Source organism: Stieleria neptunia, assembly GCF_007754155.1.
GTDB classification, from domain to species: Bacteria; Planctomycetota; Planctomycetia; order Pirellulales; family Pirellulaceae; genus Stieleria; species Stieleria neptunia.
Genome location: NZ_CP037423.1, coordinates 5,626,070 through 5,641,749, shown reverse-complemented (window position 1 = coordinate 5,641,749; position 15,680 = coordinate 5,626,070). Strand labels below are relative to the sequence as shown.

Annotated in this window: 7 protein-coding genes and 1 tRNA gene; 4 read left to right on the top strand and 4 right to left on the bottom strand. The window is 58.9% G+C overall.

The window, feature by feature from the left end:
* Positions 1-24 precede the first annotated feature (24 nt).
* Positions 25-2,661 (top strand): AAA family ATPase, encoded by a 2,637-nt coding sequence (locus Enr13x_RS19545; RefSeq protein WP_145388621.1) that lies wholly within the window; start codon positions 25-27, stop codon positions 2,659-2,661.
* A gap of 208 nt (positions 2,662-2,869) precedes the next feature.
* Here the strand turns inward: Enr13x_RS19545 and Enr13x_RS19540 are convergent, their stop codons facing one another.
* Positions 2,870-4,423 carry an anthranilate synthase component I family protein gene (locus Enr13x_RS19540; protein WP_231743650.1) on the bottom strand — a complete coding sequence of 518 codons (1,554 nt, stop codon included), beginning with the start codon at positions 4,421-4,423 and terminating at the stop codon, positions 2,870-2,872.
* Positions 4,424-5,255: 832 nt separating this feature from the next.
* Here Enr13x_RS19540 and Enr13x_RS19535 point away from each other — a divergent pair.
* Both Enr13x_RS19535 and Enr13x_RS19530 read left to right on the top strand, forming a co-directional pair.
* Positions 5,256-9,128, top strand: a complete 3,873-nt coding sequence (locus Enr13x_RS19535) for a GEVED domain-containing protein (protein WP_197455204.1) — start codon at positions 5,256-5,258, stop codon at positions 9,126-9,128.
* 306 nt (positions 9,129-9,434) lie between these two features.
* Positions 9,435-9,507, top strand: a tRNA-Gly gene (locus tag Enr13x_RS19530).
* A gap of 26 nt (positions 9,508-9,533) precedes the next feature.
* Here the strand turns inward: Enr13x_RS19530 and Enr13x_RS19525 are convergent.
* The 3 genes from Enr13x_RS19525 to pta form a co-directional block, all read right to left on the bottom strand.
* A complete protein-coding gene (locus Enr13x_RS19525) occupies positions 9,534-9,833 on the bottom strand; it encodes a hypothetical protein (RefSeq protein ID WP_145388619.1) in 300 nt (99 codons plus the stop codon).
* An 845-nt stretch (positions 9,834-10,678) separates the two neighbouring features.
* Entirely contained in the window at positions 10,679-11,899 is a 1,221-nt protein-coding gene (locus Enr13x_RS19520; protein WP_197455203.1) for an acetate/propionate family kinase, read from the bottom strand.
* Positions 11,896-13,995 carry a phosphate acetyltransferase gene (gene pta / locus Enr13x_RS19515; RefSeq protein WP_145388617.1) on the bottom strand — a complete coding sequence of 700 codons (2,100 nt, stop codon included), beginning with the start codon at positions 13,993-13,995 and terminating at the stop codon, positions 11,896-11,898. The genes Enr13x_RS19520 and pta overlap by 4 nt, the downstream gene beginning before the upstream one ends.
* A 371-nt stretch (positions 13,996-14,366) precedes the next feature.
* Here pta and Enr13x_RS19510 point away from each other — a divergent pair, with 371 nt between their 5' ends.
* Complete coding sequence (locus tag Enr13x_RS19510; protein WP_145388616.1) at positions 14,367-15,317, top strand: hypothetical protein; 951 nt, start codon at positions 14,367-14,369, stop codon at positions 15,315-15,317.
* The last annotated feature ends 363 nt before the right edge of the window (positions 15,318-15,680 follow it).

Below are 15,680 nucleotides of genomic sequence, written 5' to 3'. Positions count from 1 at the left end.
GGCGCGATTCCAGGGGCCAATCAAATGATCGTTCCTCTCCATGTCAGCAAACGGATCGCTGCTCTATCCCTATTCATGGGTTGCGCGTCGATAGCCTGTGGCGCAGAACCACCGAAGCTGGTGATTGCGGCCGAGCCTCGGGGCGATGCGACGGACCTGAATTACCAGCTCGACTCGTCCGACATGACGTCCATGTTTTTTGTGCGGAACGCGGGCGACGAGGAAGCGAAGAATTTGCAACTGTCGGCCCGCCTGCACGAGACGGGGAAGCCGCACGGTTCGACCGTCTTGCAATTGTCGAGCGAGACCAAACGACTCGATGACGGAAGCCTCTCCCTCGGTGCGGGTCAGGCGATCCCCGTCGAACTGAAAACGACATCGCTGGAGCTCGGAACAACCACCGGTTACGTGCTCGTCGAACAAGGCGAAGAACAGTTCAGTATCGGGACTCTCACCTTCGAGTACAACGTTGCGCCTGAGTTGAAGGTGATTGGTTTAGCCGATGGCGCGGAACTGCAGGTCACAGCTGAGGCCCCTTCGTTTCAGCATGTCCTCTCCATTCAGTCACGAAATAACACGCCGATTCGAGAATTAATCGTCAAATCGACGCGCGTGACTGGCCCCGACGGCGAGCAGCGTGATGCGACGGTGGAATGGATGCCACAGACAACGATGCCACAGACAGCGATGCCCATCCCGTTAGCCGGTCATCAGCTTGTCGACGTCCGCGTGACAACGGAACTTCCGAAAATCGGAATCTACAAGTTGACGTTGATCATTTCGTACGACACTCACACTTTGGAGGTCCCCTTCGCAATCACTCGCAAGAAGAAGCCGTTGCCGTACGAGATGCTGTCGCCCGAAGCGGTGCGCACGGACCTCGCCTTATACGGTCCCGAAACGCGTGTTCGTGTCACCCTTCACGAATTGAACGGACTGCCTGCGAAGTCGACGGCACTGCCGGAGCTGGTTTCATTGCATCAGGTCGTCACGGGTCAAAAAACCTATCAGTCCACCTTCGGCGAAGTGTTTTGGACGGACGATGCCGGCACATCAAAGACCCATCTCGCGCTGTCGCCCGGCGAGTCCAAGTCATTGTGGTTGGTCATCTCGGGACTGACTGCCGCTGGGGAGCATGTTGGTAGACTGCAACTGAGTTTGCCGGACGGCCAAACCGTCACGGCGAACGTTTCGATCATCGCGCGGAAGCACATCGCCATCGTGATCGTCTTCATCGTGGCGGGGATCGTGATCTCGCAAGTCCTCAAGGTATTGGGCTCGTGGGCACTCAATCTGGAACAACAGGAGCAGTTGTTGCGACTCGACAGCAATGCGGAACGACTTTCTCTTTCGCCCGAGTTGAGCCGCGAAGGCCGATCCATTCTTGAGGAACTGCGATCACGGATTCGAATTGTCCTTGCCGATAGCCAAGCGAACCGTGGCAAGAGCTACGCCGATAAGATCAATGAGCTTGACCGCAAAATTCGCTTGACTCCGCGCTGGGCCGCCGCGGCGCAGTCCGCGCGGGCGATTCGACCGACGCAACCCAGTTTGCTGGACACGGCAGATCAGATCAAGCAGTGTCTTCGCGATGACAACTCGAGTGCACAGGAATTGGACTCCAACGAGGCATTGGTCGACGCGTTGGAGAGGGAAACGGTGACGAAACATCGCGAGATTCTGCAGCAAGCGATTGCTGAGCTGTCGTCTCAAATCACCCGCTATCGGGAACTTCAAACGTTATCGGACGAATCGAGCGAACGACTGCGACGGGTGAGCCAGGATGTCCGGCTCGCGGAGAAAACGGTCGCCGAAGACACTTCGTCTGCGCAGGAACTGTACGATCGGGCCAGGACCGGTTATGCATCGTCATTGATCCTGGACGTGCGCGAATTGGTTCGCCGTCCGCCCCGCGTGCTCGCACCGGAGATCGACGGCAATCGATGGAGCGAGACTGGCGATCGGCTCATCGTTCCACTCGATCAGCGACCGCTGCTCGCACGCGACGATCCGAACGACGCGCTGCGACTCGTGTGGCGGGTTCGAACGAACTACTGGTCGGAAAGCCTGCGTGCGGCGATTGCGACGCTGCGAGAGAAAACCCGGCCCGATCAGGAACCGCCTCCGACAGATCTGGATGAACTGAAAAGCCGGTTGGCGGAGCTGGAAGGCTTTGCCGCCAAATTGCAACAGCTTGGAACGGAGGACAACATCAGTCCTGAATCCCTGCTAGGCTTCGAGCAACAAATCGACAGGCTTGGACATCGCGCGCATGCCCCGAGAACATTGAATGCCAACATGGAGGCCGGCGTGATCGCCGAGGGCGTCGCAGGAAACCGCCTCCTCGCCGTGCTCACCGCCGTCGGCTTCCCCGGGGCAACAGACACGAGCAACATTCACTTGTCGGACATTGATGCGTTACGCACGCAACGATTGTGGAATGACATCTGGATCTTTGTGCTTTCGGGTGTGGTGGCCGTTATTCTGGGGATCAAGCTGCTCTGGGTCGATGACCTTGATTGGGGTACCAACGGCGACTACTTGATCGCAGTCTTGTGGGGACTCGGACTGCACCAGGTTGCGAATGTCTCGTTCAATTTCAATTCGCTTGCCAGCCGCCTGTCGAGCCCAGCCAGTCCGGGCGCTACGGCGAATGGTTGAGTCCCATTTGCCAGGACAGATTCCCCCGATGTCGTTGTAACGCGGGACGACACAGAAGTGGCGAAGTGGCGAAGTGGTAGCTGATGCTGTGGCCGCATCGCAATGGCGCCGACGGGATGCCAGTTGATTCGGCCAGTGAACGAAACCATGAGACGCACCTTGAGTGATTCATCCTCTCAAGATGTCGGAAAGCTTTCGATCGCACGAGTCAGACGGCTTCAGAGATTTTGGGGTTCGCCGAATGATTGACCGGTGGCGTCAATTTTGCCCGGGTTTGGGGCGGCGGAGTGGGGAGCGCGTTGAGCATTCCGGTCGCCTTGGCCCAGGTCTCGGCCTCTTCGGCCGCCGGATGGCTCCGCGCCGTGATGCCGCCGCCCACCGGGATCTGCAGCCGGCCGGCCGTGGCCGTGATCGTGCGGATCAGGATGTTGAAATCCGCGTCGCCCCCGCAACTGAAGTAGCCCATCGATCCGCAGTACGGACCGCGCGGATGAGGCTCCAGCTCGGCAATCGTTTTCATCGCTTCGATCTTCGGCGCCCCCGTCACGCTGCCGCCGGGAAAACAGGCCATCAACACTTCCACCGCGTCCACGCCGTCCACCAAGTCACCTTCGACGACCGAGACGAGGTGTTGCACGAATTGATACCGCTCGATCTCACAGAGCCGACTGACGACGACGCTTTCGTCTCGGCAGACGCGTGACAGATCGTTCCGCATCAGGTCGACAATCATGACGTTCTCGGCGCGGTCTTTTTCGCTGGCCAGCAAGGTGGCCGCCAAGTCCGCATCGGTGGCCGCATCGCCCGTGCGGGGCACGGTCCCCTTGATCGGACGTGTTTCGACGTGGCGGTCGCGGAGCTGCAAAAATCCTTCCGGCGAGGAACTGAGCACCTGAAAATCGCCTCCGTCGTAAAACCCGGCGAACGGGGCCGGATTAGCGCTGCGGAGCCGCAGATACAACGCCGCCGGGTCGAGTGACGAACTGGTCGTCAGTCGTTGGGCCAAGTTGACTTGGAACGAATCGCCGCCGCGAATCCGTTCCACGATGTCCGCGACCGACGCCCGAAACGCTTCGCCGGTGAAGTTGCTGGCCACCTCGCCAGAGGCGTCTGGTGACGAATCGACACGGTGAAGTTGATGCGGCGCGTGATCTGCTTGGGGCTTCACGTCGGAAATCAAATCGCAGATCTGGTCGGCACGTTCGCCCGCGCAGCGCAGCCGACGCGCGGCCGCCGATGCCGGGGACGAATCGCCACCGCCGTCCAAGTCTTCCGCCGTGAAGCCTTGGCAGATCAACCAGGACCGGTTCTCAAAATGGTCGATCGCGAGCGTCCAATCAAAAACGCCAAACGAGAGCGCCGGGGTCGGCAAGTCGTTTTCTTGATGCGCGTGGCAATCCGCCAACTCCTGCGGTTCCAACCAGCGGGCCGCTTCGTAGCCGATCACTCCGACCAGCCCGCCTTGGAACGGGGGCAAGGAAGCGTCGAAATCGTTGGGCAGTGCGTCAACCCAACGCGCCAGTTCGGGCCAAGGGTCCGGCTGGTCCGGGAACACGCTGAGCCGCTTGACCGGGTCCGCGGACAAAAACGAGTACCGGGAAAGCCGCCGCACCACCTCGTCGACGGACGTCTGCACGGTCGCCGAATCCAACCAGACCCGCCCCGGCAAGCCTGACAGGGCTGCGAAGAGATCGGTCACGTCCAAATCCGATGCGATCGGACGCACGACGGGCGGACGGCAAATTTCAGGACGTTTGGGCACGAAAATGGGGAGGTGAACGAAGGAAGATGGGCAGGCGGGCGGTGTGTAGCTTGACTCTCGGTCGGGCGGCGTTCAACCGCAAATGCTGGTTGGGGCGGGGGATGGCAGAAAGAGGGTCGGCAGGAAAATGGGGCAGGAGGGAGGAGTCAGGAGGGGCAGGAGGGAGGACTGGTGGGAAGGCAGAATGATGGAGTGGCAGAATGATGTTCAAGCCGAACGGGAACTAGGTGTCGGATCTGGCGAGTGGGATAGGCTTCCAGCCTGTCATTCCAGCGTCGACAGGCTGGAAGCCTATCCCATTAATCTTCTGTGTGTTGCTTAGCACGGAAGTGGCGTGGTTGACATTGCATTCGGATCGTCGGTTGTGATGGTCGTGAGCAAGTCCTCGCAATCATTCTGCCCCGTATTGATCTGCCTCCTGTCTTGCTACCCCGGTCGCCTGGCGTTCTCACGCCGAAACCTAGAGGAGGTGTCTGGAACCCCTGCAGCGGTGGTTTTTGCGCCACATTTGTCGGTTTTCTGGTACCCTAGTTGAGCGACGCCGGTGGCAGAATCCGCACAGCCCCTTTGCCTGGGCAACAGCCCCTTTGCCTGGGCAGGCGCGTTCAGGGCTGGTTGCGCGAGAGTGGATGTGACAGGCGTCTCACCGTCACATGACAACATTGCGGATCCGCGTCGCACACTTTTCCGTTCGGTCTCTTTTCAACGCCAAAGTCCCATCGGCTCGCAAATGTCCCATCCGTACCGTTGGGCTTCACGTCGGTTGTCGCGCCGAGCGAAGTCAAATCGGCGCAACACCGCATCCCGACCTGTTCGTCTAAGACGGTTCCAGTTGCTGGAATCACGCGTCGTGCTCGATGCCACGTTGATGCTTGAACCGGATGCGTTCAGCGATTCGCCTTCGCCCCCTGCAGTGTTTGGCGATCTGGCGGAAGACCCGTTACCGGTTTCGGCGGAGGCGGCGTACACCGCAAGCAGTTTGGCGGAATTGCGCGCCCTGGGCACGACGGTCAATGCCAGCACCGTGACGCTGAGCACCAGCGGAGGCGATCCGCACCCGGTGACTGGCGTCGTGACGCCGGGTGTGTATTGGATCAACGGCGATCACATCGCGGACCCGGCCAACTCCGAGCCCATTTTTCTTGAACTGGGTGGCAGCAACAATACCTATGACCTGACCGGTACCAGCATCAACCTCGATACACGAAAGCTTGACGGTTTCGGCCGACGTCTTGGCCACGACAGCGGCGTCCGTGTGGTGAAGGTGAGTGGCGATGGCAACACGGTCACGGGACTTCAGGTCACCGGCCATGACCTGGCGATGGACACCGATCCCAATGCACAACGACATGCCGATTGGGCGGCGGTCTATATCCAGATGACCGGATCGGGCAACACCGTCGATGGTGTCAACGTCTTGACTCGCGGTTCGACCCCTTATGGCTACGGCGATGTGTTCGGGAAAGGCGCCCGGAAAGATCCACAGGGATGGCCTCCCGGACCGGCACTGGATGAGAACGGCGACCCGGTTGGCGATGGAGTCGGGCTGCCATGGATTGCCCATCGAAAGACATCCGCCTTCCAGGTCATCGACGCCGTCAATGCGGTGGTCAACGACATGCATCTGGACGTCAAAACCTACGGCCACGGATTCTTCGTTCAGGGGACATCGGACAACACCACGCTGACCAACAGCACGGTCACCGGCGAGCTGTTCTCCAGCAACGACGTCATCGCCACGGATCTTTACCAGGACTACGGCTTCACTTCCCACGGCAACGTGCTTGCCCCCGACATGATGATCTCGGGAGCCGAAGACGGCGTGAGGATGTACTCCGGTCCCACCGGGTTAACGGTCAACAACGTGGTCGTCACCAACATGCGGACCGGGTTCTCCGTGGCGTTGGGCAGGGGCACGATGACTCTCGACAACGTCGAGGCCTACGGCACCGAAAACGCCTTCAATTTCAAGACCAACACGACCATCACCAACGCCAAGGGCGACATCACTCACGGCCCGTTGCTGTACACGCCTTACGACAGTTCACGCGACTCGTCGATCGAGGTGGAGTTGGTTGGCGGTGTTCCCGAAGGCGTGGACTGGGCGGTCGCGTATGTTGCGGGAAACAACATCGACGTGACGATCGACAGCGATGTGCCTGCGGGGGCGTTGCCGGAGGATTCGCTCGTCCGGTTCGGTCAGGTGTTTTCGACCAACTGGCGCGACACGAAACACCCCACCGGCCCAGATGACGGCGCGTCCACTTACGACTACATCAACTCCACGTTTCACAACAACACCAACCAGATGATGGTGCTGGGCATCGAAGTCACGGGCAACCAGGGGAGTTCCCAAGCCGGCGTGATCAGCAACGGCAAAGACAACCAATACGATGGCGTCACGGTGGTTCTCAACGATTCGCGGTTGTTGGTGCAACATGTCAACGGTCTAGGCAACAACGGCACCGCCGCCGACGGAACGCTGGAATCCAACGCGTCGATTGTCGCCGACGGAGGGACGCTGGAGATTCAACCGGGTATCCGGATCACCAACGAAAAACTGACGATCAGCGGTGACGGAGTGGATGGGAAAGGCGCGTTGTATTCGGAGGGCTCCGCCAATTCCGGCACCCGTTTTGGCAGCTCGAACAACGGTGACGAAAGCACCCTCTTTCTCGATGGCGACGCGTCTATCGGTGTAGGTGTTCAAGGCAATCAACTGTTGGTCGGCCGGATCCAGGGAACGGGCACCCTGACGAAACTCGGTGCAGGCAAGTTGTCGATGGAAAAGTCCAGTACGTTTGATGGATCACTGGTGGTCGCCGAGGGTCACGTCACGGGGCGAACCGGTGTGGTGCACCGAGAGTTGACGGTTGCCGCGGCGGCTTCGATTTCAGCCATCAGCAACAATACGTTCAACACCCAAGGCGACGTCCTTGTCGACGGCCTGATGGACCTCAACAGCCGCACCGGCGCGAGCATGCTACCCGGAAAGGTTGGCCGGTTGCTGGGTTCCGGGCAAGTTGTCTCGACGAATCCGTTCGAAGGCGCCGGCGCCCGTTTGGAAATCGCGTTCGGATCGGACGATGCGATCTTTTCAGGGCAGATTGCAACCGCGGTCTCGCTCGTCAAATCCGACACGGGCACGCAGACCCTGGCGGGCAACAACACGTACGCGGGTACGACGACGGTCAATGGCGGTGTACTACAGATCGATGGCGCACACACCGGCGGCGGCGACTACACCGTCAATGCGGGTGGCACGCTCGGCGGCAACGGGACGATTGGTTCCGCTGTGATCGTGAACGCTGGTGGGCATCTCGCACCGGGGGCGAGTGCCGGGACGCTGTCCGTGGACGATTTAACCTTGTCGCCGGACGCCCATTTCGATGTGGAACTCGGCGGGACAACGGCCGGATCGGGATACGACCGCTTGCTTGCCAGCTCCGCAACGCTTGGCGGGGTGCTCAGCGTTTCATTGCTGGATTTGGGAGACGGAATGTTTCAACCTTTGCCGACGGACACGTTCACGGTCCTTGTGTCCGAGGCGAGTTTGTCGGGCGCGTTTGACAACGTTGCCAGTGGCCAACGGCTGGAGACACTCGGCGGCGAAGGGACGTTCCGGGTGACTTACGGCGGGCCGGCCAATACCGTGGTGCTTTCCGATTATCAGCTTGTTCCGTATGACTACGGCGACGCCCCGGCATCCTACGGGACCTTGGTCGGCGACGACGGGGCACGGCATCGTGGCACCGGGCCCCGTTTGGGTGAGACACGCGATCTGGAAACCGATGGGCAACCGAGTGCGGATGCTGATGGCGATGGCAGCGACGAAGATGGCGTGCTGTTCGGCAACATCGGAATCGGCAACCCGATGGCCGGTGTGAACATCGACCTTCAAAATGCCGACAACGCCAAGGTCGATGCCTGGATCGACTTTGATCGCGACGGGATCTGGCAAGCCGACGAACAGATTCTTGCCGATGCGCCGGTGATCGCGGGGTTGCAAACGCTCAACTACGATTTGCCGGCCGCGGCACCGACCGGACAAACCGTCGCCCGCGTCCGTCTCAGTTCAAACGGCGGCTTGCAACCGGTCGGCTCGGCCGACGACGGTGAAGTCGAAGACTATGTGGTGATGATCGGCGAAGCGGTTGACCCGGCGGTGGAGAGCGTGGTGATCAATCAAGGCCAGTCCCAACGTTCGCGAGTGAGTGAATTGACGGTCACGTTTAACACGGACGTCACGGCGGCGACAGACGCCTTCTCGGTTCGCAATCGGTCCACCCATGAACTTGTGAATCTGGCGTTGAGTTCGGAAGTCCAGGATGGGAAAACGGTTGCGACGCTGACCTTCCTGCCGGGGCCTTCCGTCGTCAACGCGGTTGAAGGACGACACACTCTGGATGATGGCAACTACGAACTGGTCGTCACCGGAGCATTGATTGATGCGGGCGGCCGAACGATGAACCACAACCATCCATTCGGCGATCAGGCGGCGGATTCGTTTTTCCGCTACTACGGTGATACCGATGGAGACCGGGACGTGGATGGGCAAGACTACGGTCGTTTCGGCGCGACGTTCTTGCGACCTTCATCCGACCCCGCCTTCGATCCGGCTTTGGATGCCGACGGAGACCTTGATGTCGATGGACAAGACTACGGTCGATTCGGACAGCGTTTCTCGAAGCGGTTGGGCTTCTGATCGCTCTCGGTTGGCAAGACGATGGGGGCAAGACGATGGGGGCAAGACGATGGGGGCAAGACGATGGGGTGGCAGAATGATGGGGTGGCAGAATGATGGGGTGGCAGAATGATGGGGTGGCATTAGGAACCCCGCATTTTTTATTCCACTCTATCACACGACCCACTCTCCCACTCTCCTTGTCTCCCTCTCTCCCTCTCTCCCTCATTCTGCCACTTCTCAATCAACGACAACCCCACCGTTCCTCCCAACCTCTGGGTGCGTGCTTTGACGGCCGCGGGAAGTTCACCTAAAATGCGAGGCTTCGCGGGTGTAACTCAGTTGGTAGAGTGACAGCTTCCCAAGCTGTTTGTCGCCGGTTCGAATCCGGTCACCCGCTTGGGTGTGGCTGCTCCTCTGGGCACGCTAGATCACAAAGTGGCTGCGTTCGGCATCGGCCGCGCGAAGCAGCTCTTGGAGTTTCCGCATGTCGAGCGTGTCGTTGCTGATGCGGTCGATGATCTCCAACTTTTCGGTGTTGTGGCAAACTTCGGCCGCCTCTCGACAGGGCTCCAAGGCTTTCACCGGATCGCTTCCGGGAGCGATATAAACACCGCACCAACCGGCGAGATCCCGGCAGAGATCGTCACGCTGTTCTTTGAGTTCCAAGTACCGCTGTTCCAACCTGTCGCGAGTATCGCCCGCGATACGCGAATCGGGTGACATGGCTCTGCTCCTGGGATGCCTGTCGATAGTGGATCTTCTCGCGTTCACTAGAGGGGCAATTTTCGTGCCAATGGCGGCATCGCTGTGATCAGGCTGTCCGGCTTCAGGAAAACCGCCCAGCGGCGATTCGTTTTGGCGAGTGCCGTGCATCCACGCACAGTTTTCCACGCCCTCGACGGTCTCGGTGTGCCATCGAACGCCCTGCTGATTCGTCAAAGGTGGAATCGGCACTGGCAGGTGCGACATCGATAATCATAGGCCCGCGATGCGGGATGTCTTGTGAGACGGTTATCTGCCCGCCGCATTTTATTCTCGTCAAATCCTGATCGATTCTCGTTCAACATTAAGTCCAATTCGTGCGCCAATTTTCGATCTTGTTTTTCGTGACATTTGTCATTCAATCGTCCGCCCATGGCGCGATCATTACTTGGGGGGCGGTGCAGAACACGACGTCGAGTGCGGCGAACGACGTGGTCGATGCCGTCGTCGTTTTCCATCATCGCGTTGGGCATGACGGTTGTCGTCGCTCGCCGCAGACGCAAGTCGATTCGCTAACCGTCTACCGCCTTCAGAAACGAGCATGCCTGTCAGCCGCAGGTTCTGGATCGTTCCGCCGACTGATGATTGGCAGAAAAACGGAGGGCAGAAAAATAACAGTGCCCGGTACCGGGGCGACCAGAAGATTGGTGACAAGAAAATGCAGCACAGGAAGCGGTCAGAGCGTTGCTTTGTGTGCAGTTGGGAAAGTGGTGTTGAACGTAGCAGGGTGATTGGGACGGGCGGCTGAATGTCGTCCTTGATTCTGCCCCGTATCATTCTGCCTTTCGGATCGACGCCGTGGTCCGCTATCGCCCGGCAGGCTGCACGCAGGCGAGGGTTTGTTCGGCGATTTCGAATTCTTCGTCGGTGCTGACGACCAGGACCTTGACGCGGCTGTCGGCGGTTTGAATTTCGCCGATTGGAGGCTCGACCGCGGCGTTGAGCGCGGGGTCGATGGCGATGCCGAATGACCCCAGGTTGCTGCAGCTGCGGGCCCGGATCTCGGCTGAGTGTTCGCCGATTCCGGCGGTGAAGGCGACGGCATCCAAGCGTCCCAGCACCGCGTGGTACGCCCCCATGTACTTTTTGATTCGATAGACGAACATCTCCACCGCCAACGCCGCAGCCTGATCGCCGGCGGCTTCCCTCGCCAGTACTTCTCGCATGTCGTTGGCCCCGCACAGTCCCTTGAGTCCGCTCTGCTTGTTCAGCACCCCGTCCATCTGATCCAAACTGATCCCGGATTGTTTTCCCATCTGAATCAGAATGGCGGGGTCAAGATCGCCGCATCGTGTTCCCATCACCAGGCCTTCTAGCGGGGTCAGGCCCATCGAGGTGTCCACGCTGATTCCGCCCCGAATCGCCGTCACGCTGGCCCCGTTGCCGAGATGGAACACGACCGTGTTCACATCGGTCAAGGGGCGCCCGAGATGCCGGGCCACCTGCTTGGCAACATACGCGTGGGAGGTGCCGTGAAAGCCATAGCGGCGTAGGCCATACCGCTGGTACCAGTCCTGCGGGACGGCATAGCGGTACGCATAAGGCGGCAGCGTTTGGTGGTAGGCGGTGTCAAACACGGCGACTTGGGGGACATCAGGAAACGCCGATCGGGCGACCTCCATGCCGATCAGGTTGGCGGGATGATGCAGCGGCGCGAGTGGCACCAATGCTTGGATCGCCTGGAGGACGTGATCGTCGATCAACGTCGGACCGGAAAACGTTTCTCCTCCGTGCACGGCTCGATGACCGATGCCGACCAGATGTTCGCCGCCGGCAAAGCTTGCATTTTCCGACAGCGCACGCCGAATCAGGTCCATGCCCTGGCGGTGATCGGGAACCGCAACGTCGATCGAGCGAGACTGGGACGGGGACTTTGGCGTCGACGCCGGCAGCGTCTGCTTCAGGCAGCTCTCGCCTTCGCCGATCCGTTCGACCAATCCGGACTCGAGCGCGCGACCGGCATCCATGTCAAACAGCTCGTACTTGATCGACGAGCTGCCGGAATTGAGGACTAGGATTTGCTTCACGATTCCGCTCCGTTGCGCTGTGCCTGGATCGCGGTGATCGCGACGGTGTTGACGATGTCGGTGACGGTGCAGCCGCGGCTCAGGTCATTGACAGGTTTTTTCAGCCCTTGCATCACCGGACCGATCGCCACGGAGTCGGCGGACCGCTGCACGGCTTTGTAGGTGTTGTTGCCGGTGTTCAGATCGGGAAAGATGAAGACCGTTGCGCGGCCGGCGATTTGGCTATCGGGGAGTTTCGTTTTGGCAACCCCCGGATCGATCGCCGCGTCGTACTGAATGGGGCCTTCGATCAACAAATCCGGTCGGGCCTGGCGAACCAGCGCGGTCGCCTGCTTGACCCGTTCGACCTCTTCGCCGCTGCCCGATTGGCCCGTGGAATAGGACAGCATGGCGATGATCGGTTCAATGCCGAACGCCTTTGCCGTGCCGGCGGAGCTGATCGCGATGTCCGCCAGTTGGGCGGGATTCGGCCTCGGGTTGATCGCGCAGTCGCCATAGACGAGGACGCGGTCTTTCAAGCACATCAGAAACACGCTGGAGACGATCGAGCACCCCGGTTTGGTTCGGATCAGTTGCAGCGCCGGCCGAATGGTGTGGGCGGTCGTGTGGGCCGCACCGGAAACCATCCCGTCGGCGATGCCCTCGTAGACCATCAGCGTGCCGAAATAGCTGACATCCTGGACCGTATCGTGGGCCTGGTCCTCGGTGATGCCCTTGTGTTGACGCAGTTGGAAGAATCGCTGTGCGAACGCTTCCAGGTAGGGATTGTCACTCGGATTGATAATCTGGACGTCCGCCAGGTCGATGCCCAGTTCGTCCGCCAGCATCCGGATTTTGAGCGGATCGCCCAGCAAGATGATCTCCACGACGTCACGCCGCCGCAAGACCTCGGTGGCCCGCAGAATGCGTTCGTCTTCTCCCTCGGGCAACACGATCCGTTGGCGGCGGCGTTTGGCTTGTTCGATCAATTCGTATTCGAACATCGCCGGCGTGACGACGGTCGAGCGTGCGACGTCGATCCGCTCGACGAAGGCTTTGGGATCGATCGACGACTCGAAGACACCCAAGGCGGCTTGAATTTTGCGTTCGTTGTCGGGCGTGATGGCTCCATCGACGGCCATCACGTTTCGGACCGTTTCGTAGGTATCGGTCTCGACGGCAAAGGTCGGAATCAACGGGCGGCGAATGCCCTCGATCAATCGGGTCACGCTATCGGGAGGACGCATGCCACCGGTCAGCACAATCCCGGAGATTTTGGGGTAGTTGTCCGACGCGACCGTGGCCAGACATCCCAGTAAAATGTCACTGCGATCACCGGGAGTGATCACCAGTTTGCTTTCCTGGACGCGCTCGAGAAAATTGGGCAACTGCATGGCCGCAACCGAGATGGTCAGGATCTCTCGATTCAGATCCATCTCGCCGTCACGAATCGGGACCGCCCCGAGCGCCTCGGCCACCGCGCCGACCGTGGGAGCTTCCAAGGTCGGTTCGTCGGCGACAAAAAAGACCGGATCGTCATAGGGCCAACTCTTTTGCACCTCGCTCCGCATCGCTTCGATGTCGTCGGCCGCGACGCGATTGACGAAATTCGCCGTGACCGTGCAGCCTTCGTCGACCATCGCAATTCGCGTCGAATGCACGGCGCTGCGGACGCTTTCGGGTGACTTGTTTCGTCCCGACAGAACGTTCACAACGGGGGTCCCGAGATGGGTGGCGATCTGCGCGCTCAGATCGAATTCAAACGCCGATGTGACGCCTTCGAAATCGGTGCCCTCACAGAGCACGAAGTCGGACCGCGATTCGATCGCCTTGTACCGTTCCATGATGATTCGTAGCAGCACCGACAGCCCTTTCTCGGTCGCGATCGCTTGCGCGTCGTCCGAGGTAAACGCAAAACTGTCTTCGTAGTTTTGATCCAGCGAGTACCGATTGAGCAGCAGTTCGGTATCGTTGTCGCGTTTTCCGTGACTGCGAATGATCGGGCGAAAGAAACCCAGACGCTCGACGCGTCGCGACAAGACTTCCATGATGCCCAGCACCACGAGCGATTTGCCGCTGTCGGGTTCGCCGGCAGCAATGTAGAGGTTTTTGGCCATTGAACTCGATCCGGATGCGTCGATAACGGTCGCTGTTTCAGTGGTTTTACCGCGTCACCGTCGACAGCAACATCGGGCGTTACATTTTCCTGACACGCGTTTTCTTGTCTAATCGAACGTCGGCTTCAACCGGTTTCTTCCGCCAACATTCTTCGCTGATACTCTTTCCCATGTAAGTGATCAAGAACATACATGGATTGTGGGGTATATTCAGTCTTCCATTTTCGTCCTTGGCTCTTTCCCGCACCACCAACACAGCGGTGGTCGTGGAGATCCGCGACATGCCGCCGCAAGCGGATTTTGCGGCGCAAAGCGTTCTCTCGACCTTGGGGGTCAAAAACTAAGCTTCAATCCTGTTGCGAGATAGAACGGTGCGATACTTCTTGTTATGTGTGATTTGCATTGTCGTTCTGGCGAATGCTGAGGCGCAGGAAAATGACTTGACTGGACGAGTCTATGCTCTGTTGGCGGATTATCAAGTCAACTGCGAGGAAGTGCGGACTAAACCCTGGGCGTTCGTTGGCAAGGGCGTTTCTGTCGTGTTAGATGGTGGGCACGTTGCGAGCAAAGACCGCTGGTATGTTGGATGCCAGCAAGGCAAGAACTCGCTTTTCGCATCTGCGGAAACATACAGTTCGTCAGATAATAAATACCGCGAAGGATGGAACCAGCGATTTGAGTCCGATCGCGGCGTGTTGTTACGCACACGTATCTACAGTGACAAATCGACGATCGTTGTGGAGGATCTCAATGACGAGGAAAAGAAAAAAGCCTTCAGGCGAATTTCACGGATTGATCCTTTTGAGCAAGTGCTCTCGACCGCAGGCAATCTAAACGCCGGAGGCAAATCGCGACGGAATAGCTGGGAACTACTCTTGGCAGACGAGTGCGAACTTAGTGAAGGCCGGTATGACAAAGATGGGAATGTGATTGCCGTGTTCAAACTTGACTGGAATATCCCATCAACACTCGATATTGTGTTCGGCAAGAAATCTCGCTTTTTTCCTGTTGAAGCAAAGTGGACTCTGGTACTTCCGGAAGAACGGAGACTCCTTCTTTCACACCAACTTATTAGATGGAAGAAAAAGGGGGCATTGTTTGTCCCAGTCCAATTAAAAGCAATTTCCAATCAGCCTAGCGGCGGAACAAAGACCTTTGAAATCGATTTTGACTGGCGGCTTGACAAAGAAGTTCCTCCAAAGCTCATCGCAAGCTCGATGCCGGACTGGAGGGAAAATATCCGAACTCTTTTTGACGTTGATTGGAAACGGCAAGGAGTAGCACCTGCCGATTTGGTGATTGAAGAGGAGGACGTAGAATGAGATACGTTAGCATGCTGTGTCTGATCGCTGCGGGCTACACGAACGCCCAACCGCCCCTTCCGGAGTTTTGCTTCAGCTACTCGGCTATTCAAGGGTCTGACACGAAAGTATGTCGATAGCAGTTTTGGGTTGAGCTGCTTTGGCGGCGGTGTCTGATGATGCGGTTGCGTGCTTCTCTCCGGACTCACCGTTGTCCTTCGATACCTTTGATCGGGATCAGCGTCCCGCTACCATGCTTTCAGCGTCCGATCCAGTGACGCAAGCACCATGTACGCGATGTTGCTCTCGTGATTGTCCAGGGAAGCGCTCCGCGCGCCACTGGTATTGAGTTAGTTGATCGTATTCTCTTGGTTGCAACGCTTG

Excerpts from the sequence above, each read along its gene's own strand:
- Enr13x_RS19545 (WP_145388621.1), top strand. The coding sequence starts at position 25 with ATGATCGTTCCTCTCCATGTCAGCAAACGGATCGCTGCTCTATCCCTA.
- Enr13x_RS19525 (WP_145388619.1), bottom strand. The coding sequence starts at position 9,833 with ATGTCACCCGATTCGCGTATCGCGGGCGATACTCGCGACAGGTTGGAA.
- pta (WP_145388617.1), bottom strand. The coding sequence starts at position 13,995 with ATGGCCAAAAACCTCTACATTGCTGCCGGCGAACCCGACAGCGGCAAA.